Source organism: Salegentibacter haimaensis, from assembly GCF_054121495.1.
Genome location: NZ_JBSYGH010000003.1, coordinates 184,057 through 209,089, shown reverse-complemented (window position 1 = coordinate 209,089; position 25,033 = coordinate 184,057). Strand labels below are relative to the sequence as shown.

Below are 25,033 nucleotides of genomic sequence, written 5' to 3'. Positions count from 1 at the left end.
TCTTATTTTGTAGAAGCGGCCTGGCAGGCCATCAGGACCGACCCTGTTATTCAGGCGTATTATCGAAAACACCTGGGCAAGGATGTCAAGAAAATAATAGTAAAAGTGGCTCATAAATTACTGAGTAGAACTTTAGCAGTAATAAAAACAGAAACTCCATACCAAATAGGAGTGGTAGAATAGTACTAACAAATGACCAAGCTCAAAACAATAAAAAACCTGTACCACAAAACAACGTAGGTGGCCACTGCGGACCACATTTTGTTAGCAAGTGGACAGGCTTATATAACCAATCATAGAGATGCTGGTGGCGCTATAAAAGTGACCACAAATAGGATGCTGAGCAGGTTATTATAGCATTGAATTTTCACTGAAGCAAAGCTTCAATAAAAATTCAACGCGCTAAAAAATATAAACTATTGAAATAAAGAGAATTAAATATTAAATTTGGAAGAGAATCTGGTTATTGCTTTTCATAGGATATGTTGTTGCCCACAGTTTTACTTGAGTTCGTAATTCCCGTTCGCCCATTTTTTTGTCGGTTCAATCCATTCTTTTAGCGGCTTGAACAAAAATCCGTGTCCCAATCCTGTATTTAATTCCACTTCCTTAAAATGCTTGATTTTACAATTTGAATTTTCTTTTCTTTGAATTGCCGAAACTCCGAAAGGGTCTGAGGTTTCATAGATAGTTAAAATATTCCCGCAATAATTAATTTCAGGTATATTTTCTAAATCGGCATTTCTATAACTTGCCACAAACACAAAATTCAATTTAGGATTATTTGCAAAAGTTGAGATATATTGAGCTATATATCCACCCTTTGATGTTCCAACTATTGTAATTTTTCCAGGGTCAGTTCCACTCAAAATCAAACTATCTATTTGACTTACCATTTCGAGTGCATATTCGCGAGCATTCACATTACCGTTTCTTTTTTCACTGATGACTTTGAATCCGCTATTTTCAAATGCAGCTAAAATTTCTTTGTATTCGGTCCTCCCGAATTCTGGATGCAATTCATCCAGTCCGTGTTCTTCTAAAAAGCGGTTATGTAAAAAGAAAATAAATCGGTCATCGCTTGTTTGTCCGCACGCATAAAGTGTCGAACAAAAAAGAATTCCAGTTAATAAAATACCTTTCATTGAACGACGATTTTTTTTCAAATTGTGGGCAACGTTTTCGTATAAAAGCTTTTGCGCTTTCAAGTTAGTATTTTTTAGCAAAACCGAATCTTAATTTTTTATCGTACCGAATCAGTCGTAAAAATTTCGCCGCAATTGCTTTTATGCAGTGTTGCCTGCTTTTGCCCAACGCCCGGTCTGGCGAAAACCCGTCCGGGGCTTTGGAATTCTACTTTCATTACGGACTGCTATCCGCCGAACTAAAATCCGAATTTTGTCAGTTTTCGAGATCGCTTTTTAAAAGGTCAGGGGAGAAGCGATATCCTCTAATCAAATTCCGTGTCCGTCCGAATCGGTGCAATTGCTGGCAACGTCTCGTATAAAAACTGTGCGAGCGGGCGAGCGTGATTGTCCGCAGGGCAATCCGCTGAGCAAGCGAACACGGACTTTCGATTCGAGACAGGTTCAAGCATTGTTTTTTTATGTTGTTAGCCACCGTTTTATTTACGCTCGAGAATCCAGGTGGAGATAGTTTCTAATACTTTGGGAGAAATGGTTTGTTCTATCTCGGCGTATTCATTTGGTAAACCTGTCGAACTCTCTTGAAAAAGGTGATTTAAATTGTCAAAAACAATTATCTGCACTTCATCGTTTCCAGCTTTTTGCAATGATTCTTTAACAATTTTGGAATTTTCAACCGGAGGCACCTGAAAATCATTTTCACCAAATAAAGCGAGCACAGGAATACTTGTTTCTTCCAGAACTGGAGCAGGATCGTGTTTCAAATAAAATTTTATCCAAGGCGAGGTGATTTGTTGAACCAGGGTATGAATTTGATTTTCATTCAAACGGCCAGCAAACTGTTGCTGAAAATACTCTTTCAGTTTTGTTTCCAGTTCCTCTTCTTTTGAATTCCTAATAAGGTCATATGCGCCGCTAAAAATCTGCTGACCCTGATTTACTGTTAGTTCATCGATTCCGCTCTTTTGTTCTAATATTCTTTTTTGTAATAGTAGATTCTTGTCTCCCGGTAAGCCCTGGCCCGCGAGTAAAATTATAAAATCAACTTCTTTGGAGCTATTTGCAACCATTGGGGCTATAAGTCCGCCTTCACTGTGACCAAGAAGTCCGATTCTATTAAGTTGAATTTCTTGTCGAGATTTTAGAAATTCTACCGCTGCTTCCACATCATTGGCAAGATCTTTTGATGTAGCTTTAGATAAATCTCCTTCTGATTCGCCAACTCCTCTGTCGTCAAACCGTAAGACAGCAATTCCTTGTTTTGTAAGATGGTCTGCTAAAACAAGAAACGGTTTATGTCCAAAAACTTCAGAGTTCCTGTTTTGTGGTCCGCTACCGCTTATGAGGACTACTGCTGGATGTTTTCCTGATCCTGTAGGAATTGTTAAGGTGCCTGCAAGTTCTATACTATCCTTAGTGTTGGTAAAGGTTATTTCTTCTGAACGATAATTAAATGGGGCTTTTGGTTCTTGAGGGCGCAGAGGCGACGAATTCATTGCTTCATCTTTGTTCCTGGAGAGGTTTAACGGAAGATTCATCCCTCCTTGTTTAAAAGTTCCCTCAATTATTTCATCTGCAACATTGTAAGTTCCTTCATATGAAATACCTGCGCTTGGAAAAGCAATTTCTAAAACGGAATTTTCGAAGGCAGTGTGATCAGCCTTTATTCCAAATGCTCCCTGTTTCGGACTGTCCATTGAAGTTGAAAAAGTTGAGTCATTCTTCTCTATATGAAAAATTAGAGGAATCTCCATTCCAGAAACTTTCAATGCTCCGTGCCAATCACCGGCAATTTCTTGAGATTGAGCAAGATTAAAAAATAGAACTACTAAAGCAAAAAATCCAATTTTCATTTTCTTCATATCATTTATTTAAATGGTGGCTAACGTTTATGTATAAAAGCTGTTGCGCTTTCAAGTTAGTATTTTTTAGCAAAACCGAACTTTAATTCTTTTTCGGAACGATTCAGTCGTAAAAATGTCGCCGCAATTGCTTTTATACAGTGTTGCCTGCTTTTGCCAAACGCCCGGTCTGGTGAAACTCCGTCCGTGCCTTTGGAATTTTACTTTTGTTACGGACTGCGATCCGCCGAATCGAAACCCGAATTTTGTCAGTTTTCGAGATCGCTTTTTAAAAGGTCAGGGGAGAAGCAATATCCTTTAATCAAATTCCGTGTCCGTCCGAATCGTAGCAATTGCTGGCAACGTCTCGTATAAAAACTGTGCGAGCTGGCGCGCGTGATTGTCCGCAGGACAATCCGCTAAGCAAGCGAGCGCAGGGTTTCGATTCAAGAACAAATTAAGCATTGTTTTTATATGTTGTTACCTACTTTAGCGACACATCCGAGTAAGAACCTAAGTTACCGCATCCGTTCATAAGGTTTTTATTGCGCCAAATCGGTATTAAAGTCCGTTATCATTTTCTCTTAAATCTTCTCTCAGAATATTGCCCCAGCCAGTAGAAAGCTAAAAAGGCTACCAGTCCGAATTTTGCATATTCTTCCAATAGATCAAGTCGGTGTAAAGTCAGTAACAGGACGGCCATTAAAAGTATCATTAGAAGATCAAAATGTATTTTTTTCATCATATTTTGTTTTTTTTTGGAGCTATTGTAGGTAACGGTTTCGGTTACCGCAAGTTGGCGGAGTAGGGAACACGGACTTGTCGGCTTAGTATTCGTTTGTTGGTCAAGTTAATTATTTTCTTTCTAACGCTGCCGCTTATTTGCGGTGAACCGTTGTTGTAATGCGTTTGCATTCTCAATTTATCAATCGGAGATCAATCCATTTTCTCTTTTGAAAAGTCAGAATATTAATTATAAAAAGGAGATATAACACGAAACTAACTCCACCTATTATTTTAATTATTTCGTAATTATGTTTGAGAATAAAAGTCAGTGAAATGAGTGGAATTAAAGCTCCCGCATATTTTAAATATTTATTTTTAAAGCGATCTCCAGAAACTAATATTTCTTGATCAGATCTCAAATTACCTATAGCTAGCTTTTGGCTCCTTCCTGAATTAATTTTTGCTTCTAAATATTTAGCTTTTTCATTTATCTCAATTATTTTCTCTTCTCCATTTTTTAATCTTGTTATTTGTTCACTATCCACGAGGATTTTGTAATCAATATTTTGATTAAAAGTTTCTTTCTTTCGTTTAATTTTTATCCTTCGCATATGCATTACAACGTCTCGGCTATGGTTAGTACGGGAATTAAAAGTGGTAAACTTTCTATTAAGCACTTAGCCAAAGCTTTTTATTTTGTTTTATCTTTTTCTTTATAAAGCCAAATCAAAAGATTTGGCGGACTTTCTTAAAAGCACGAAACTTTCAGTTAAACACCAAAACCCGTATTAACTATAGCCATTGTTGGCATTTCGTACTTTTTTAATTAAATATTTCATTCTCCAATTCTTGATAAACGGCAGTGTCTTCAGTAACTAATGGTGTCATAGTATCTCTAACAAAAGCACACTTGTTATTTCCACATTGTGTAAGACCAAGAATTCTTTTTATTTCGGTGAAAATTTGTCCGCTAGCAGATTTAATGTCATCTGCTGGATTATTCCGTCCAATGCTGTCTTGAATTGCCTGAGCTTTTGCATCTAAGCAATCTTGTGTGAGTTCTGGTTTACCTACAGATTCACAGAGTTTTGTGATTAGTTCGTCATCAAAGAGGTAACTTTCAATGTGCCTTCTTCCTGAAGTTTTAATTCCCTTATCGGTGTTTTCTTGTACTTCCTGAGCACTTTTATCGTCTCTATCTACGAATTTTATTATAGCAGAAGATTTTAAAATGTTTGCAACAATTTTAACAGACTGATTTTCTATGTTTTCTAACTCAGAACTTGAGCCTACTGAAACGAACTTGGTATCATGATATTTTTGTTCGAAAATCTTACCATATATCTGTGCGTCAAAGTCTTTGTATTTTCTCCCTTGAGAAGTCCCTTCACAGAATACGATTCTATTTGGTGCAATTAATTGAGAAAAATCGGCAAAAGCCAAATCAAAGAATCTATCCCAAATCGCTCTGTTAATTTGAGCAGGTTTCATTACCTCAGTCAAATCGAAGTCTCTATTGTCAAAATCAAGAAATACTACTGTGTTTGGATTGGCTTTTTCAATTTCTTCTGCTTCTTTGAGCATACCAATCGAATGTGTTGAAATCCATAGTTGAGAGTTCTCTGGTGTTAACCTATAAAGTTCCTTTAATACCTTAGATTGTAATCGAGTATGCATATGAGCCTCAGGTTCATCAATGCATAAAATTGCTTCTGGGTAGTAATTTGACTTGATTATTATATCGAGAATAAGGTCAAAAACTGATTTTTCCCCTGCCGAAAGATTTTTATAGTGAAAGTCAGTTGAAACTCCTTTTTCAAAAAAGAAACTTCCGTTTGAAAGAGGGTCTCCGATAGACGTCATATTTAAATCTTCAAAAATATTGGATAACGAAGCTTTTATTTTCCCTATTAATTCATCTCTTAATTGTTCGACAGTTTTAGCGTCATTTCCTTGGTCGTATACTCCCGCTAAGGTTTGGGCAACAAGCCTTTGATAATTTTCGGAAACAGTTATATCATTCTGCATTAGATTTTTCAGTTTTACGGATTGAGAAGGATCATTCTGCTTATTAAGTCCGCTAACTGTAAAGTCAGACTCATTTCTATATGCTGTTCTGAAATAGAATTTGTCTTTTATTATATCTCGATTTAGTGTCGGGTTATCGTGGAAGGTGATTTTGACCTTGTTCTGATACCAACTATCATTCGATGCTCCCCCATCCTTTTTCTCTAAGTAATCCTTATCACCTGTATTTCTAAACCCTGTGAATTTATAGTAATGATATAATGCTTCAAAAATAGAGGTCTTTCCGCTACCATTTGGTCCTACTAAAACAACTAGTTTGGTGGTTTCCGGAATATCTGTCACGGTTAAATCTGTGAATCTCTTAAAGCGGTTTATTTTGATTTCTTGAATTTTCATCTGTTCTGTATGAATGCCAACGTGTTATATCCGCGACAATTTACACTTTTAATCGAAAATGTTGCGGGATAAACGCGGGTTTTCTTGCTTGTTATCGGTTTGAGCCAGCTCCCGTAAAGTAACATCAAGCGGGCTCCTTATCTTTACCAAATCTTTTTGGCTTACCTGGGTATAGATCATTGTGGTCTCTGGCTTCGAATGACCTAGCAACATTTGTATATGCCTTAAATCTATGCCGTTTTCCAACATATGTGTTGCATAAGTGTGCCGCAAGGTGTGTGGCGTTACTCTTTTCTTTATGCCGGCCCGGCGGCAGGATTCTTTTAAAAAACTTCTAACGCTCGAAGCTGAGTAAGCCTTGCCCTCAACCCCCTCAATAAATAAAGTTTTAGGCTCAAATGTGTTTATGTAATTCCATAATAACGGAATAAAACTTTCTGCCATCCCCACAACCCTGTCTTTTCTACCCTTGGCACGCCTTATTAAAATTTGCCTCCTGTCTATGTCAATATCATTTAACTTTAAACTTAGCACCTCTCCAATGCGAAGGCCAGAGGAATATAGCAAAGCTAATATCACCCGGTGTTTTAAATTTCGGGTAACCCGTAACAGGTCAATTATTTCTTCTTTAGAAAGTATAACCGGCAAAGCCCTGTCTTTTCTGGGCCGCTTAATCGTTTCAATACTTACTCCATCTATTCGGTGTAAATCTATAAAATGCTTTAAAGCACTCACCGCCTGCCTATGAGTACTTATAGCATAATCCTTCCCGGCAATTTCGGTTTCACAAAAAATCTCCAGATCCCTGTTGTTAATATTTCTAACTTCCTTGTTCAATTTCAATAAAAACTTCTGAATAAAATTAGTATAAGTCCTTATGGTACTCGGGCTATAGCGAATGCCGAATAGATACTTTTCATATTGCTTTAGCAAGGCCTTTTTTTCTGAAGTTAATACTGAAACCTGGCCTGAAGTACCTTTTTCCTGATGCGCTTTTATCGACCTGAATTCCGAAGAAATTTCCACAAGCAACCCACCGGTCCTTAAATGCTTTACAAGCTGCTGAAGTCTTTCAGCTGAAAAATTTACGTAAAAACACGTGTGGGTTTTCGTCCAGGTTACCCCGGGAAATTTCTTAACATGGGCCTTTATTTCTTCATCATAGCCAAATTTAATCGCTATTTGTGAGCCCCTGTGTCGTAAGCATTCGAGTATTACTTTTTTCATACCCGCCAACATAGCGACAAAATTTAATTTTAGCTATAGGTGAAATTCCCCGGCTTCAGTCCCAGATTTTGCAAACCAACTTTTCAGAAACTAAATAATTCAATTATCTGGCAACGTTTAGGCTTAGGTATAAGTATCTGGAATAGGGACGCCTCCCGACAGCTATCGGGATGTCGGCTTAGCGATTTCCTGCCAGGTGACAACAATTATTTTTAGTTTGTCCAGGGCTCTTTGTTTTTAGCATCCATAAATTTTTCTCCATCGAATATGGATAGTCCCTGCCAACTTCCAAACCAAACTCGTCCTTTTTTGTCCTCTAGAATACTTTGCGTGACATTAGATGTTAAGCCATCTTCAGTGGTGAATTGCTTGAAATTTTTGCCATCATATCGGTAAACACCATAAGATTCAGCCGTAAACCAAATATTCCCTTTGCTGTCTTCATAAAAATTGTACGTTTCTTCACCTTCAATAATTCCATCCTTAGTGAAGTTTGTGAAATTTTCACCATCAAACTTGCTTACACCACCATAAAAAGTTCCAATCCAAATATTTCCCTGGTTGTCTTCCAAAATATCAGCTACATTATTATCGACAAGTCCGTTTTTGGTTGTTAGATGGGTGAATTTTCCGTTGTTATATTTGAATATTCCGTTCCCATCAGTAGCAAACCAGAAAGTTCCATTCCTGTCTTCTTTAATTTTGAATACCAATTTGCTAGATAGCATAGGTTTTGCATTTTCAACTTTTGAATCTGGCAAGGTAAAAGGTATGAATCTCTCTCGGTCAAATTGCTTAACACCTCCTGTCGAACCAACCCAAATAAGACCGCTTTTGTCAATAGTTAAACCCCAAATCTCTTCATTCTGCAAGCCTTCTTTTTTTGAAAATGTTCTAAATTCAATTCCATTATATTTTATGAGACCTTCCGAAGTTCCAAACCATAAATTACCTGCATTGTCTTCTACAATCTCTAAAACTCTAAAAAGTGGATTGATTCCTGCAATAGTGATTTTTTCAAGAATTTGTCCATCATAACGTATAATCCCTTCACTATTTGTTCCAAACCAATAGTTCCCTTTTCTGTCCTGATGCATTGTCCTTACAAACTCTCTTACCATTCCATTTAAGTTGCTGTGAATTTGAGGGAATGTCGTTTTTTGGAGTAAAATCGGTGGTTGGTTTTTTATTTGATTTTCTTCTGTATCAGTAACAGATTTTTCATTTATATGCCCCGTACAGGATGTGAGCTGAATTGTCAGAAATGCTATAATTAAGATCTTTGCAATTAATTTCATCTTATCACTAATTTTCACCATAATATTAGTTTTATAATTGTGGCTTAGGGGTATGTTAACAAGCAATGGCTTTTCCAGGTTAATATTTCCCGGCAAGACTTTTTAAATATAATTCATAGCTCCAGTGTCCTGAGTCACAAAATTGAATATAATGCCATTACTTCTCAACGTGCTGGTCTATTAGAATCGCATTCCCGTCGGGATCCAGAAGCATAAAACTACCGGGCCCGCTTCCGTCTTCCTCCAATTCGCTCATGGGGCTAAGGCCTTTTTCCTTGATCTTTTTCTGAATTTTTCGCACATCGTCAAACTCTGCTAATTTTTCAGCATTTTCATTCCAGCCCGGATTAAAGGTGAGAATGTTATTTTCAAACATTCCGTGGAAAAGACCTATAAGCGCATTGCCGTTCTTCATAATGTAATAATTGCGATCTTCACCCCCGGCAAAAACCTCAAAGCCCAGTTTCTCGTAAAATTCGCGGGATAATTCCAGATCTTTTACACTAAGACTCACCGAAAAGGCACCTAATTTCATAGTTTGGTTTTTTAGTTTTAGTAAAGGTAGCTAAACTTTGAATGAAAATTCTGCCAATTTTAATGTCGTTCCCCCGGCCCGGTTAAGGCATATAATAATTCGCCCATATCCACCACCGCATAAGTAGAACTATAATCTGAAACCGCATAAGGCAAAATCAAATGGTTATTGTGAATTATCGCCCCGCATGAATATACCACATTGGGCACATAGCCCTCGCGTTCGCTCTCTAATGGCGCAATAAGCGGTTCTTTAAGCCTGCCAATTTCCTGCGACGGATCTCCCAGGTCAAAAAGCGAAGCCCCAATACAATACCGCCGCATTGGCCCAACCCCGTGCGTAAGTACCAACCAGCCCTGCTCGGTGTAAATAGGAGAGCCACAGTTGCCAATATGATTAAATTCCCAGGGATATTTAGGTTCCTGTATAAGCTGCGGGTCGTTCCATAAATTGCTTCGGTCACTGTACATCAAATAATTATTTAGCCCGTCTACCCGCGCCAGCATCGCATATTTTCCCTTAATTTTCTTCGGAAAAAGCGCCAGGTTCTTATTCCGTGCACCATTGCCGTGTAAAGGCATCACCCTAAAGGTGTAAAAATCTTCGGTATACATCAGTTTAGGCAAAATCGTATGACCGTTATAGGCCGTATAGGTGGCATAAATTCGGCAGGCCTTGCCATTTTCCTTAAAACAGGTAAAACGCGCATCCTCGATTCCCCGGCTTTCAGAATGTGAGATCGGAAAAATTACCCGCTCGGTGATATCGGCATCGTGATGAAACTTCAGGTCATAAAACGAATCTACCAGCCAGGTGATCTCCTCTAATGCCATTCGGCGCTCAACCCCAATGCTGTTGGTGGCCAGTAAATTTTCTACGGAATTTTTTAAGGCATAATACTCGAATTTCTCCGGAAGCCCCTGCATAATACTCGTCGAATATTTCTTCGGAATATGCATCTCGTGGAGCTTGGCCAGAAAACGGCCCTTGTCGTAGAGTTTTTTATGCGAAATCTCGGGCATATCTATATCGGTGCCCACCTTGCTCAACTGAAGCTCACAATTATGATCCAGCACGCCTCTTCTAAATACCACCGAAGAAATGTGTCCCTCTCCGGTAGCCCTGAAGCTAAACACCACCCGTTTATGCCCCGGCTGCAACATACTTTGATCGAAATCTTCCATCACCGACGGATTAAAAAATGCCGCCGATTCGATAGAATATTCCATCGTACAATAAGCCCCAATGAGCATTTTACATTCCTCGCTTAAAGCCGAAAAATCTACTTCCATCTTTTCAATGATCCATTGAATCTCGTTGCAATGCTTTAAAAAGATTCTTGAAATATTTCGGTGTCTGCTGGAGAATTCCCGTAAACACTGTTCCAGGGCGAGATGAACTTCGGCCTCACTAAGGTTTAAAACCCTAAAGATCAATTTTTGGGTTTTTTCCTCTCCACCCATAAAGAAGCGCGCCAAAATTCGGCTGGCATCGGGAAGAAATGAAATATCCTTGCGAATAACTCTAACACTCATAAGCCCAGGCACCTGATTCATTATAAATTTAAGCAGAAAGCCGGGCCCTAAAGCAAATTCCTACAAATAAATTTTTTCATACAGAAATGATCTGTTCTCAGTTTTCTGTTCTCTGTTCTCAGATTTAAGTTTCCTTGTCATTCCAACAGAGCGAGGTAGGAGGGTTAGAAGTTTAATTAACGACTAAAGACTCACGACTACCAACTGCTAACCTATAAGTTAGAGGTTAGAAGTTAGAAGTGAAAAGTCATTTTTAAAATTTACCTACAACCCGAACCAACCAATTCCCGAACCAACCAATTCCCAATCAACCAATCCCAAATCCACCAATCCCCAATCCACCAATCCCGAATCCACCAATCCCCAATCCACCAATCCCGAATCCCGAACTCCCTTAAACAGATAAAAATATAAGCTTACTCAGATGAGATTTCTCCCGTTGGTCGAAATGACAAATGCCTGTTCTTGTCATTCCGACAGAGCGAGGTACGAGCGACGAGGAATCTCATTGCACATTAGAATAAAAAGCTTGCAGGTTTTAGGTATGCCGTAAAAAAATCAGCGACAATCTGAAGAATCTGCGTCATCAGCGTTCTAAATGAAGCTAGAGGTTAGAAGTTAGAAGTGAAAAGTCATTTTTAAATTTTACCTACAACCCGAACCAACCAATTCCCGAACCAACCAATTCCCGAACCAACCAATTCCCAATCAACCAATCCCAAATCAACCAATCCCCAATTAACCAATCCCAAATCCACCAATCCCGAATCCACCAATCCCAAATCCACCAATCCCCAATCCACCAATCCCGAATCCCGAACTCCCGCAACCAGAGCCAACGAAAAGCTTACTCAGATTAGATTTCTCCCGTTGGTCGAAATGACAAATGCCTGTTCTTGTCATTCCGACAGAGCGAGGCACGAGCGACGAGGAATCTCATTGCGCATTAGAATAAAAAGTTTGCAGTTTTTAAATATGCAGTATGCAGTAAAACAAATCAGCGATAATCTGCTAAATCCGCGTCATCTGCGTTCCAGATGAAGTTAGAAGGTAGAGGTTAGAAGTATAAACCTGATTTTTAGAAAAATACGCGCAACCCGTAACGCGCAACTCGAACCAACGCCTCCCGCTTCCCCAACCAACGCCTCCCGGCTCCCGAACAACCGTCTCACGAATTAACGACTCCCTTAATAAAAATAAAAGCTTACTCAGATGAGATTTCTCCCGTTGGTCGAAATGACAAATGCCTGTTCTTGTCATTCCGACAGAGCGAGGTACGAGCGACGAGGAATCTCATTGTGTATCGATGCCAGGCCGGAACATAAAAGAAATTTAAACAACATCCAGAAAGTTCAAAAAAATTATTCGTGTATTCGTGGCAAAGAAAACAGCGATAATCTGCTAAATAAGCGTCATCAGTGTTCCAAATGAAGTTAGAGGGTAGAGGTTAGAAGTATAAACCTGAGTTTTAGAAAAATACACGCAACCCGAAAGGAAGTTAGAAGTTAGAAGTATAAACCTGATTTTTAGAAAAATACGCGCAACCCGTAACGCGAACCAACGCCTCCCGGCTCCCGAACAACCGTCTCACGAATTAACGACTCCTTTAAAGAGATAAAAATAAAAGCTTACTCAGATGAGATTTCTCCCGTTGGTCGAAATGACAAATGCCTGTTCTTGTAATTCCGACAGAGCGAGGCACGAGCAACAGTTAGGGGGTAGAGGTTAGAAGTTAGAAGTTAGAAGAGAAAAAGTTCCAAATGAAGTTAGAGGGTAGAGGTTAGAAGTATAAACCTGATTTTTAGAAAAATACGCGCAACACGCAACTCGCAACGCGCAACCCAAAATAACCAATCCCCAATCAACCAATCAACCAATCCCGAATCCCGAACTCCCGCAACGCGAACCAACGCCTCCCGGCTCCCGAACTAAGGTCTCACGAACTAAAGACTCCCGGTTTCAGAAATAGTAGTTTTGATACTTTCCAAAAATCCATCGACCTCGAAAGGCTTGGCGATAAAATTATTAGCCCCGGCTTCAAGGCAAATCTCCCTGGCACCATCAAACCCCGACATCATTAACACCCGGGTGTGAGCCACAGCTTCAGTATCTCTTATTTCTCTGCAAATTTCAGTGCCATCTATTCCGCTTAGCAACTTATCCATGATTACCAAATCAAAATTTTCTTCCTGCAATCTTTCCACAGTAAGCCTTGGAGACCTAAGCAGGCTCACTTCATAACCATTCATTTCCAACTGGTCGTTGAGAATAATTCCTAAATAATGATCGTCTTCGACAAGTAAAATTTTATTCATAAGAGTAGGTTTCCTGGATTCACAAATTTCGCTAAAAGTAATCATATTCAATTCCTAAAAGCCTCAATCTTTAGTTTTAATAAATTTTTAGGTTTTTAGAATCCTTTGCTAATTGCTTGCATTTGTTAGGATTTTTGCAAAATTCTACATTAAAACTGATTAAACATTTCACAAAATTTTCACAGTGCCTCTTATAATAAATTGCTTCTTTTACCGCCCATTATTTTGTTTAGTGATTTTTAACATTCATACTCAAAGCGATTTAATACCTACTTTTTAAAATGGCAAAAAAAACTACTACCCCAAAAACTACAAGCACCTCCCGCCGAACTGCGACCGCTAAGAAACCCATCGTAAAAAAATCGAAACGGGTTGCCGATAAAGATATGTTTAAAGACAGCGATTACGTGCACGATCAATTAGACCGGCTCATTTTCGCTCTTGAAGCCTTTAGGGAAGGAGATATTTCGGTGCGGCTCTCCAAAGAACGCAACGACAAATTCGCCGATGTGGCCGAAGCCTATAACACGATGGTTGAAATGATTGGAGGGGTAAGTACCGAGGTATCCCGTATCTCCCGCGTGGGTGGTATTGAAGGTAACCTCGATGCCCGTGCCGAATTCAAGGCTTCCAGCGGGGTATGGAAAGATATGATCGATAACATTAATATTCTTATCGAAGCGATTGCAAAACCGGTACTTGAGGTAAGCCGAATTCTAAATAGTATTGCCGCCGGGAAACTCGAAGATAAATTTAGCCTTACCGTAACCGGAGACTTCCGCGCGATGGCCGATGTAATCAACCGAACCCTGGGTAGTTTGAACATTTTTGCTGAACAGGTAACCCTGGTGGCCCGTGAGGTGGGGGTCGAAGGAAAACTGGGAGGGCAGGCCAGTGTACCTAACGTTTCAGGAACCTGGAAAGACCTTACCGACAATGTAAACCATATGGCCTCTAACCTTACCGAACAGGTACGGGAAATTGCCCGGGTTACCACCGCGGTGGCCGATGGTGACCTTTCCCGAAAAATTACTGAAGAAGGAAAAGGAGGCGAAGTACTTGGGCTTTCGACCACGATTAACCGAATGGTGGATTCCCTGAACATCTTTGCCGCCGAGGTAACCAACGTGGCCCGTGAGGTAGGGGTAGAAGGAAAACTGGGAGGCCAGGCCGATGTGCCCGATGTCGCCGGAACCTGGAAAGACCTCACCGTAAACGTAAACACCATGGCCTCAAACCTTACCGCCCAGGTACGGGAGATTGCCGGGGTAGCTACCTCGGTGGCCAATGGTGACCTTTCCAAGAAAATTTCGATTAATGTAAAAGGAGAAATCGCCGAACTTAAAGATACCATAAACCAGATGGTAGATTCCCTGAACATCTTCTCAGACGAGGTAACCCGTGTGGCCCGTGAGGTAGGTACCGAAGGAAAACTGGGAGGCCAGGCCGAAGTGCCCGATGTCGCCGGAACCTGGAAAGATCTTACCGATAATGTGAATACGATGGCAAGTAACCTTACCAACCAGGTACGGGAAATTGCCTCGGTAACCACTGCGGTGGCTCAGGGAGATCTTTCGCAAAAAATTACTGAACAGGGGAAAGGAGGGGAAGTATTGGTGCTTTCCAACACGATTAACAGCATGGTTGATTCCCTAACCTTATTTGCTGCCGAAGTAACCCGTGTGGCACGTGAGGTGGGAACCGAAGGAAAACTGGGAGGCCAGGCAATTGTACCCACCGCCGCCGGAACCTGGAAAGATCTTACCGATAATGTGAATATCATGGTTAGCAACGTAACCACCCAGGTACGGGAAATCGCCAACGTGGCAACTGCGGTGGCCGATGGGGATCTTTCCCAAAAGATTTCTATTGATGTAAAGGGAGAGATCGCAGAACTTAAGGATACCATTAACCAGATGGTAGACTCGCTAAACATTTTCTCTGATGAGGTAACCCGTGTGGCTCGTGAGGTGGGAACCGAAGGTATTCTTGGTGGCCAGGCGAAAGTACCCGATGTTGCCGGAACCTGGAAAGATCTTACCGATAACGTAAACTATATGGCATCTAACCTTACTACCCAGGTACGGGAGATCGCCAATGTGGCAACTGCCGTGGCCAAAGGAGATTTGGCCCAGAAAATTGCTATTGAAGCCAAGGGGGAAATTGCTGAACTTAAAGAAACCATCAACACGATGGTGGACTCGCTGAATATTTTCTCAGATGAAGTAACCCGTGTGGCCCGTGAGGTAGGAACCGAGGGTATTCTTGGGGGGCAGGCCGAAGTACCTAATGTGGGTGGTGCCTGGCTCGAACTTACCGAAAACGTAAACACCATGGCATCAAACCTTACCACTCAGGTGAGGGAGATCGCATCGGTAACCAAAGCGGTGGCCAACGGAGATTTATCCAAGAAAATTTCCGAAGAAGAAAAAGGGGGAGAAGTACTTGAACTTTCTACCATTATCAATACGATGGTAGACTCGCTGAATATCCTTTCCAACGAGGTGACCCGTGTGGCTCGCGAGGTGGGTACCGAAGGGATGCTGGGAGGGCAGGCTGAAGTGCCAAACGTGGCCGGGGCCTGGCTCGATCTAACCCGAAATGTAAATACGATGGCGAGTAACCTTACCAGCCAGGTAAGGGAGATCGCCAATGTAGCAACTGCGGTGGCCGATGGGGATCTTTCCCAAAAGATTTCTATCGATGTAAAAGGAGAGATCGCCGAACTAAAAGATACGATTAACCAGATGGTGGACTCGCTAAACGTATTTGCTGCCGAGGTAACCCGTGTGGCGCGTGAGGTGGGAACCGAAGGTAAACTGGGAGGTCAGGCTGAGGTGCCTAACGTTGCCGGAACCTGGAAAGGCCTTACCGATAATGTAAACACGATGGCATCAAACCTTACCACCCAGGTACGGGAAATTGCCTCGGTAACCACGGCAGTAGCCCACGGGGATCTTTCGCAAAAGATTTCTGAACAGGGTAAGGGTGGGGAAGTACTTGAACTTTCTACTACGATTAACATCATGGTAGATGCGCTAAACATCTTTGCCGATGAGGTAACCAACGTGGCACGTGAGGTGGGAACCGAAGGTATTCTGGGAGGTCAGGCCGAGGTGCCAAACGTGGCAGGATCCTGGAAAGACTTAACCGATAATGTAAACCAGATGGCAAGTAACCTTACCTCGCAGGTACGGGATATCGCGGGAGTATCAACCGCGCTTGCCCGGGGTGATTTCTCTCGAAAAATTGATGTGGAAGTTAAAGGGGAAGTTCAGGAACTGAAAAACAATATCAATGCGATGGTAGATTCCTTTACTACCATTGTAAAGGCTGCGAATACTATTGCTGAAGGAAACTTCGCTATCGAAATGCCGCTGCGTTCAGAAGATGACCAACTGGGAATCGCGCTGAACACGATGACCGAAAACCTGAAGCGAATTTCGGAAGAAAATGAAAACGAAGCCTGGATTAAAACAGGACAGGCCGGTCTTAACGACAGGATGCGTGGAGAGCAGGATCTTCTTACCCTGTCTAAAAATATCATCTCTTTCCTTACCAAATACCTGGGCGGCCAGGTTGGAGTTATTTACCTGGCTGAGAAAAACAAGGATAAGAGACAGTTAAGAATGACCGGTTCTTACGCCTTTACCAGACGAAAAACCTTAAAAACCACCTTCGATTTCGGGGAAGGACTGGTTGGGCAGGCCGCACTTGAGAAAGAAGTGATTGTGATTTCCGGAGTTCCCGCCGATTACATTAGCGTTTCTTCAGGTCTGGGAGATAAACATCCGCAGAATATTTTGGTGCAACCCTTCCTTATAGACGGGGAAGTAAAAGGGGTGATAGAAATTGGTTCGTTTAAATCCTTTAACGATCACCAGCTCGAGTTGATGCGATCGGTAGGAGAGAATATCGCGATTACCACTAACTCTGCCCTGGATAGGGAGAAAATGAAAGACCTGCTGGAAGAATCTCAGCGACAGTCTGAAGAATTGCTGAAACAACAGGAAAAACTGAAAATTCAGAGTACCGAGCTGCAAATGGCTAATGACGACCTGGAATCTAAAACCAAAGATTTGGAGATGCAGAAAGAAGACCTGCAGTCCAGCCGGGTTGAGGTTGAACGCAAAGCCCGGGAACTTGAACTTGCCAGTAAATATAAGTCTGAATTCCTGGCAAATATGTCTCACGAATTAAGAACCCCGCTAAACAGCCTGCTTATCTTATCTAAAGACCTGAGCGATAACAAAAAAGGAAACCTGTTCAAAGATCAGCAAAAATCGGCCAGTATTATTTATGAAGGCGGCTTAAACCTGCTGAATTTGATTAATGATATTCTGGATCTTTCTAAAGTAGAGGCAGGGAAACTCCAAATTCATCCTGAAGAAGTGCTGGTAGAAAGCGTGGTGAATAATCTTCAGAATCAATTTGAGCCTTTGGCAAAATCGAAAAAATTAAAATTCACCATTAAAACCAAAGCCAATGCTCCCGAGCGCATCATTACCGATGGGCAGCGACTGGAACAAATCGTGAAAAACCTTATTTCCAATGCGATTAAGTTTACAGAAAAAGGATCGGTAAGTGTGGCGATTGGTAAACCCGGTAAAAAAGTAGAATTCCGCGAGATTACGCTTCCGAAGTCACAAATTTTGGAAATTTCAGTAAAAGATACTGGAATTGGAATTCCGGAGGCCAAACGAATGATGATTTTTGAAGCTTTTCAACAGGCCGAAGGGGGAATAAGCCGCCAATATGGAGGTACAGGGCTGGGATTAACCATTTCCAGAGAACTTTCAAGATTGCTGGGTGGAGAAATTCATATAGAAAGCACCGAGGGTGAAGGCAGTATCTTTACGGTTTATGTGCCGGTAGATTTAACCACTGCGCCAATAAAGGAAAAGGAAGATGCCATGTCGTCTTACACCGATTCAAAAATATCTTTGCCCGAGCCTAAAAAGGAAAATCAAATATCCCGCTCAAAACCCGACGATCTTCCTGAAGCTTTTATTCCCGATGACAGGGACACCCTAAAGGTTTCAGAATATTCCATGTTGATCATCGATGACGATAAGTTTTTCGCCCAAACCGTTCGCAGACTGGTTCAGAAATATGGCTTTAAATTGCTTTTCGCCAAAGATGGAAAGGAGGGAATGAAGCTGGCTTCCCAGTTTCAGCCAAACGGAATTTTACTCAATGCCCAGCTGGCCGATATGAAAGGACTTAATGTACTCGATCACTTAAAATTCAATTTAAAAACCAGGCATATTCCGGTACATCTTACCGGGGAAGAGGATTTTAGCCGGGAGGCTCTTGGTAAAGGAGCAATGGGCTTTAGTCTGAAACCGGTATCATCTAAAGAGATCGATAATGCAATTCAGAAAATGGAGAAATTGCATAAGGCCCAGGTGAAAGAACTGCTAATTGTAGAAGATGATGAAGCCGGCTTAAAGGCCATAAAAAGCATACTTGAAAATAAAGGCGTAAAAATTACGGCGGTAACCACCGGAAAAGAGGCATTAAAACAATTAAAATCACGAACCTTTGATTGCATTATCTTAGACCTTAACCTTCCGGATATTTCGGGAGAGGAAATTCTGAAAAAACTGGAATCCGATAAAAAAACCAGTACGATGCCAGTAGTGGTTTATACCGGGAAAGAGCTTACTAAAACAGAGATGAAAGAATTGCAGAAATTTACCGACAGCATTCTTATCAAGGGAGCTTCTTCTCCCGAGATGCTTCTGGAAGAGGTTTCGCTGTTTATTCACTTCGATGAGAGCAAGCTTTCTTCTGAACAGAAAAAGATTATGGCCGATTTACACGACCCAAAACACGTGCTTAAAGATATAAAAGTGCTGTTGGTAGATGACGACAACCGTAATTCGTACGCACTTTCTAAAGCCCTGGTAGATGTGGGAATGGAAGTGGTGCTGGCCGAAAACGGGAAGGTGGCAATTGAAAAATTAGAAGAAGATGCTGATATCGAAATTGTATTGATGGATGTGATGATGCCGGTGATGGATGGTTATGAAGCCACCAGTAAAATAAGGCAAAATACGGCATTTAAGAATCTGCCTATTATTTCTTTAACCGCCAAGGCAATGCCAGAAGATAAGGCTAAAAGTCTTGAAGCCGGTGCCAACGATTACCTTACCAAGCCGGTAAATATCGAGAAACTGCTCAATATTTTGCAGCTGTGGTTACACCAGTAGTCTAAGACAATTAAAACTGCTAATAAATTAAAGGGAAACAATCGGGAGTTGCTCCAGGGGTTGTTTCCCTTTTTTATTGAAATGAATTTGGCCTGAAATTGAATTGATAAAGCAAAGGCTAGCTCACCTTTTAGATAGAACTATTCCGCGGAAATACCTGATTGGAGGGTTGCTAAAAACCCGCAGGCTATCGCCTGCCTGTTCTTTTTTGTTGGTCCTTCGGCTTGAAAGCGAGCTTTCACCTCGCACCAACAAAAAAGCCCCGCACTTCCGTGCAGGGCTTTATTTTGTCGGGGTGGCAGCCCCGTCCCGAATCATCGGGATCGAGGGGAACCTGCGTAACTCTTTGGTAATTTTTTTAAAAAAAAGCCTCACACTTTGCAATGTAAGGCTTCATTTTAATCGGAGCAGGATTACCTCCCTGTAGTCGGTGATCCTAAGTGGCGGGAAGCCAAAATAAACCCCGCAGGCTATCGCCTGTCTGGTCTTTTTAGTTGGTCCTTCGGCTTGAAAGCAAGCTTTCGCCTGGTACCAACAAAAAAGCCCCGCACTTCCGTGCAAGGCTTTATATTGTCGGGGTGGCAGAACGCACACTTATTCCCGTATACCTTGTTAACAGTGAGGTTTCAAAATTTCTATTTTAAAAGGTCACCGAATCGGATTCAAAATGTCATTTTAATTGATTAGAAAATATCAAATCACGCCGATGTAAAAATATTAATTTTTAAGATAAAAATCTATAATTCAAGAAAACTAAATATTCCTAGTTTTTCAATCGGTTAAAATACAATGTTCGAAAATTTTTCGCTTACTTAATATAAAACTCTACAGGTATATTCCATCAATCTTCTTAGAATATCACTTGCTCTTTCCCGCATTTTCCAAATTGACAAATAAGAAAATTCAATACATAAATAATATTAATGCTTATCATTATAAATATAAATAAAAATATATGAGATTGTCTTTTGATATTTGTCCCAATCTTTAAAAAAACATTTTAACATGAAAACAACAGAGAATCCAATTGCACAAACAGAAATGAAAAAAATTGAATTGGTAAGAGGAAGTTTCACAAACTCTGAAGCCGCTCATCTTCTGAGCACTCTATTAAATGAGAAAATTAATTTTTATAAAATCCAAAAATTACAATTGTGGGAAGGCAATCACTCATGTAATACTGAAAAATTCGATAATCGAATAGCAGAGTTGGAGCAATCCACAGTAACCATAAAAAAATGGTTAGCAGATCAAAAAAACAATGGAAGCAATATAAAGATAGAAGGACAACTAAAATTAACTATAGAAGACTAAATCCATTCTTTTCAAAATACTAAATTCTATGAATTTCTTAAAAAATAATTTCCTACCAGTCCTCGGCATGCTTGTCTTACTCGTTTCCCTGGGTTTATCATATACTTTGGGCAACCTGTTTTTCGATAAACTTATGACATGTAGTATTATACTTTCTATGATATTTCTACTTCGTATTGATGCTAAACCTGAGGATAAGAAGGATAACAATGCAACTACTCCAAAACTTCAAATTATTAGAAATGACAGAAAAGTTTAAATTCATACAAGGCAGTTTCAGCCCTCCAGAAGCTGCAGATTTACTCCTCTCCCTGGTGAATTATAAAATTAAATTTCATTCCCTTAAATGTTTGAACATCCAAAATGATGAGAAAAATGTTCATAACTCGGAGATAAGGCTGGCAGAACTAGGCAATTTTAAGCAAGTGGTAGAACGTATGGTAATAGACGCCCATCAAAACAATATGGATGTAAGGATAAAGGGGAATATTGAAGTAGAACTGGTAGATCCAGACCGAAATAATCTCAACATTAATTCCTCTAAAGAATAAACATACAAATGCAAAATGTGATGATGAAAAACAAATTAGTAACAACTTCAGCTAGCAGGCCTTTTAAAACCATCCCTTTTCTTTACTGGTTAATCTTCTTTGCTAACCTGATGTTTATTGTAATCAACTACCCGGATATTCCTAACTATGAATCAGATTTATTCAGATTCAATGGGTTTTCCGCTTTAATCTGGTTATCTGTGAGTTTTTTTAGTGCTGTAATCAGTAGTTACTCATTCAATTACTTAAAGGGATTTGAATATTACAGATCCTATTTTAGAAATTCGGCGTGCTTTACCTTTTCTGTTCTCGTTTTAGTGATCTCTAACAGTATATGGCTATTTATTGCTGCATGGTTTGGAATGGGATTCTTTATGGCAAATCTCATTGGAATAAATAAAAAATGGGGGGAAGCCAGACAGGCTTTTAAATATACTTCCCGTAAATTCCTTCTAAGTAACTTACTTCTGGGCTTTGGTTTACTTTTACTGGCATATATAAACGATTCTTATACCCTTAGTGGGATTTTCAGAAGCCTGGATCAGAATCCCTTTTGGCTGTTATTAATCGCTGCATTATTTATTATTTCTGCAGCCTTAATTCAATCTGCAATTTTTCCTTTTCATAAATGGCTACTATCAGCTATGACAGCTCCAACCCCAGCCTCTGCATTAATGCATGCGGGATTTGTTAATGGATCGGGAATACTGCTCACAATTTGTGCGGTGCTCATATTTTATTCGAACACTTACGACCTTTTATTCATAATAGGAGGTATAACGGCTATCATTGCGCAATTCACTAAACTTTTACAGGTAAAGGTTAAACATAAGCTCGCCTGCTCCACTATTGCCCAAATGGGTTTTATGATCATGCAATGCGGATTAGGTTTCTTTAATGCAGCTATCGCACATTTAATTTTACATGGTTTTTATAAAGCATATCTGTTCCTCTCGGCAGGAGAAGAAGTTAAACATTCCTATCCCTCAAATCCTCTCAAGATCAGAATCAAACCTATCCAGGCTCTTCTGGTAATCGTATTTAGCTTGCTGGGGGCGGGAATGTTTGCGTTCCTCACAGGAAAGGGTTTTAACACGGACAGTGGTATTTTTTTAACGCTCATTGTCGCCATTACAGTTGGCCAAGCCACGTATAATATTGTAAAAGAGAAGTCATGGACCTATTTGCAGCGTATAGGTTTTTCAGGACTACTTTTTATTATAGGGGTTGGGCTGTATTCATTAATTTTTAACTGGACGACCGTAATGATGAGTGATATGCGCATGATTCAGGTTCCAAGAGAACTATCTCCGGTGGAAATCAGTTTCGGCCTTTTGTTTTTCCTTGGTTTTTTTCTGATGAAATTAGGAACGTACAGGAAAATTCCGTGGTTATATGTCAAACTCTTGAATGCATCCCAGCCTTCTTCGAAAACGATTCACAAATACAAAACTAAAGAAATATGAAAATACACTCTATAAATGAAAAAATAGAACAGGCTTCTAAGGTAATAGGCCAGACTTGGCCATTATATTCTTTTGTAACCTCAAATCCTCTTTCTGGCTACGAGAGTCTACCATTTGACGACGCTTTAAAACATGCTGAAATGTTACTAGGGGCAAATGTTTATCCTGATGGGGCTGTCCTAAGTTATGCTTGGACAAACGGACAGATTAAGGAGAGAATTTTACAAAAGCAAATACTTGCCTATGGGATAGATAAAAACATAGAGGATTGTCTTGAAATCCTGCTTGAACCAAAAAAATCATCCATCCAAAACGTTCATGAGGAGCTAGACCGGCAAATGTCGAAATGGCTCGCTAATTTTATGGATGAAGGACAGGCAGAATGGTCTATGCCTTACAGGGAAGAAGGGTTTTATACTTCCTGGAAAAACCTGATAGTATATGATAAGAATCTAGCTGGTATTTTGGGTGAAATTCCTAAAACCAGCCTATTGGCCATTCAAAGAGTTATGGAGAACTACAAAGTGGAGGATCACCTCGATATATTTATCCATCATTTGGCAGCCCTACCTGGTTGGGTGGGTTATATTAAACACAGATTGCATACAGATTCCGAATGGAATAAAAAATTCCCAATAAATCTTCAGGACTACCTAGCAGTGCGGTTGTTACTCGCCGAAGCCATGGACCTGCCAATAAAGAACAGCAATGATCCACATCACCAAACAGAAGAATTACATAAAATAAGTCTGGCTTTTTTGAAAAGCTGGGAATACAGTTTTCAGGAATCATTAATAGGAAATTTGAAAATTAAGAATGACAAGAAAAATGAAGAAAAAGTAAAAAGACCAGATGCACAATTCGTTTTTTGTATAGATACCAGATCCGAACAGATTCGGAAGCATGTGGAAGCTATAGGGAATTACGAAACCTTTGGGTATGCAGGCTTCTTCGGAATAGCTATGGACTATTTGGATGATGAGACTGGAATTAAGAAAAAAAGCTGTCCGCCTATAGTTCCTTCTGCTTACCATGTTAGTGAGATCGCCAGTGAAAACAGAGAGAAAGAATATGAGGAACGACAATTTTCCTTTCGCAAAAGAAAATTCAGAAACCATTTTCTGACGCGTATGAAAAATATGCTTCCCTCCGCTTTTGGATTTGTTGAAGGTGCTGGAATTGCATATGGAACTGCTTTATTAAGCCGAACCCTCTCTCCAGGTATACTCTATAGAAGAAAAAAATCTAATGAAAAACTTCATGAATCTTATTGCGATCCAGAACTATATAATGCTGGTAGTAACCAACAAGAGCAGATACCGGTTATGGACCAGGTATTGATCCTTAAAAATGCATTCGACCTGCTTGGATGGAAAAGTTTTGCCCCACTTGTAATATTCGCTGGCCACGGCAGCCATACCGCCAATAATGCTTTTGGTTCCAGCCTTGACTGTGGGGCATGTGCCGCCAACCCGGGCAGACATAATGCCCGAATGTTGGCCCGTATAGCAAACAATAAAGAGGTACGAGAAATTCTTTCAGTGAAATTTGATATACAAATTCCAAGAGATACTATTTTCTTTGCAGCCGAGCATAATACGACCACGGATGAAATCGTCTTGTTCGAGAATAATAGTTTGCATTCTCACTCCAAAAAGCTTGAGTCATTAAAAAGCGATCTTAAGGAGGTACAAAAAAATGCCACCGCCAGTCGACTTAATATTAGTTCCGGATCGGTTTCCTTAGCCGAATCCAAAGCGAATGATTGGAGTGACACACGCCCGGAATGGGGTCTGGCGAGAAATGCAGGCTTCATAATTGGCCCAAGATCACTTACAGCACATCGCGATTTGGAAAGCCGCTGTTTTTTACATTCATATGACTGGCGAAATGATAAGACCGGAGATGCACTTGAAGCCATAATGCAGGGACCGATGACTGTAACCCAGTGGATCAATAACCATTATTATTTTTCAACTGTTGATAATGACAAATTTGGAGGTAGCACAAAGATTTTTCATAATATAACTGGGCGCTTCGGAGTGGTGGAAGGTAACGGAGGAGACTTAAAAATAGGATTACCCTTACAGTCTGTAAAAATGACCGATGAAAAAATATATCATGAACCTTTAAGGCTCTCAGTGGTCATTCAATCTCCCCTTTCTAGAGTTCAGGAAATATTAAAAAATAATGAAAATTTGATGAAACTTATAAACAACAAATGGATCCATCTTTTGGTTTTGGACCCATTAAAGAATAATAACGTATTTCGATTTAGGGATAAATACACTTGGCAGAATATGTCTGGCAATAAATTAGAAAAAGAAGTTCTTTTATCAGTGTCCGAATTAGCCGATTAATTCCTGATATCATGGGTAATAGTGACCGCTTAAATAAGTAAGTTTAAGCGGTCACTTACTTTCATGGCATGGAATATACTG

Annotated in this window: 16 protein-coding genes and 1 pseudogene; 6 read left to right on the top strand and 11 right to left on the bottom strand. The window is 40.2% G+C overall.

Going from position 1 to position 25,033, the window contains the following annotated elements:
• Positions 1–183, top strand: a pseudogene (locus ACW6QP_RS05445) (IS110 family transposase); the annotation flags it as partial.
• Positions 184–500: 317 nt separating this feature from the next.
• Here ACW6QP_RS05445 and ACW6QP_RS05440 read toward each other — a convergent pair.
• From ACW6QP_RS05440 to ACW6QP_RS05390, 11 genes are all read right to left on the bottom strand, one after another.
• Complete coding sequence (locus ACW6QP_RS05440) at positions 501–1,145, bottom strand: alpha/beta hydrolase (protein WP_457909841.1); 645 nt, start codon at positions 1,143–1,145, stop codon at positions 501–503.
• Positions 1,146–1,624: 479 nt separating this feature from the next.
• The gene (locus ACW6QP_RS05435) at positions 1,625–3,007 is read right to left on the bottom strand and encodes an alpha/beta hydrolase family protein (RefSeq protein WP_457909837.1); all 1,383 of its coding nucleotides are present in this window, start codon (positions 3,005–3,007) and stop codon (positions 1,625–1,627) included.
• Positions 3,008–3,560: 553 nt separating this feature from the next.
• On the bottom strand, positions 3,561–3,731 hold the full coding sequence (locus tag ACW6QP_RS05430; RefSeq protein WP_457909836.1) for a hypothetical protein: 171 nt from the start codon (positions 3,729–3,731) through the stop codon (positions 3,561–3,563).
• A 172-nt stretch (positions 3,732–3,903) separates the two neighbouring features.
• Positions 3,904–4,389 carry a hypothetical protein gene (locus ACW6QP_RS05425; protein WP_457909835.1) on the bottom strand — a complete coding sequence of 162 codons (486 nt, stop codon included), beginning with the start codon at positions 4,387–4,389 and terminating at the stop codon, positions 3,904–3,906.
• A 145-nt stretch (positions 4,390–4,534) separates the two neighbouring features.
• Entirely contained in the window at positions 4,535–6,136 is a 1,602-nt protein-coding gene (locus tag ACW6QP_RS05420) for an AAA family ATPase (protein ID WP_457909834.1), read from the bottom strand.
• A gap of 48 nt (positions 6,137–6,184) precedes the next feature.
• Positions 6,185–7,363 carry a site-specific tyrosine recombinase/integron integrase gene (gene xerA / locus ACW6QP_RS05415; protein WP_457909833.1) on the bottom strand — a complete coding sequence of 393 codons (1,179 nt, stop codon included), beginning with the start codon at positions 7,361–7,363 and terminating at the stop codon, positions 6,185–6,187.
• Positions 7,364–7,575: 212 nt separating this feature from the next.
• Positions 7,576–8,682 (bottom strand): ligand-binding sensor domain-containing protein, encoded by a 1,107-nt coding sequence (locus tag ACW6QP_RS05410; RefSeq protein WP_457909832.1) that lies wholly within the window; start codon positions 8,680–8,682, stop codon positions 7,576–7,578.
• A gap of 136 nt (positions 8,683–8,818) precedes the next feature.
• A complete protein-coding gene (locus tag ACW6QP_RS05405; protein ID WP_457909831.1) occupies positions 8,819–9,196 on the bottom strand; it encodes a VOC family protein in 378 nt (125 codons plus the stop codon).
• 59 nt (positions 9,197–9,255) lie between these two features.
• Entirely contained in the window at positions 9,256–10,752 is a 1,497-nt protein-coding gene (locus ACW6QP_RS05400; RefSeq protein ID WP_457909830.1) for a glycoside hydrolase family 130 protein, read from the bottom strand.
• A gap of 717 nt (positions 10,753–11,469) precedes the next feature.
• Positions 11,470–11,634, bottom strand: coding sequence for a hypothetical protein (locus ACW6QP_RS05395; protein WP_457909829.1), 165 nt, complete (start codon positions 11,632–11,634; stop codon positions 11,470–11,472).
• Between the two features lie 1,040 nt (positions 11,635–12,674).
• Positions 12,675–13,046 carry a response regulator transcription factor gene (locus tag ACW6QP_RS05390; protein WP_457909828.1) on the bottom strand — a complete coding sequence of 124 codons (372 nt, stop codon included), beginning with the start codon at positions 13,044–13,046 and terminating at the stop codon, positions 12,675–12,677.
• Positions 13,047–13,327: 281 nt separating this feature from the next.
• Here ACW6QP_RS05390 and ACW6QP_RS05385 point away from each other — a divergent pair, with 281 nt between their 5' ends.
• The 5 genes from ACW6QP_RS05385 to ACW6QP_RS05365 all read left to right on the top strand — a co-directional run bounded on the left by ACW6QP_RS05385 (position 13,328) and on the right by ACW6QP_RS05365 (position 24,952).
• On the top strand, positions 13,328–19,261 hold the full coding sequence (locus ACW6QP_RS05385) for a HAMP domain-containing protein (RefSeq protein WP_457909827.1): 5,934 nt from the start codon (positions 13,328–13,330) through the stop codon (positions 19,259–19,261).
• A gap of 1,005 nt (positions 19,262–20,266) precedes the next feature.
• Positions 20,267–20,575 (top strand): hypothetical protein, encoded by a 309-nt coding sequence (locus tag ACW6QP_RS05380; protein ID WP_457909826.1) that lies wholly within the window; start codon positions 20,267–20,269, stop codon positions 20,573–20,575.
• 242 nt (positions 20,576–20,817) lie between these two features.
• Positions 20,818–21,126, top strand: coding sequence for a hypothetical protein (locus ACW6QP_RS05375; RefSeq protein ID WP_457909825.1), 309 nt, complete (start codon positions 20,818–20,820; stop codon positions 21,124–21,126).
• Positions 21,127–21,146: 20 nt separating this feature from the next.
• Positions 21,147–22,592 (top strand): proton-conducting transporter transmembrane domain-containing protein, encoded by a 1,446-nt coding sequence (locus ACW6QP_RS05370; RefSeq protein WP_457909824.1) that lies wholly within the window; start codon positions 21,147–21,149, stop codon positions 22,590–22,592.
• A complete protein-coding gene (locus ACW6QP_RS05365) occupies positions 22,589–24,952 on the top strand; it encodes a DUF2309 domain-containing protein (RefSeq protein ID WP_457909823.1) in 2,364 nt (787 codons plus the stop codon). The genes ACW6QP_RS05370 and ACW6QP_RS05365 overlap by 4 nt, the downstream gene beginning before the upstream one ends.
• The last annotated feature ends 81 nt before the right edge of the window (positions 24,953–25,033 follow it).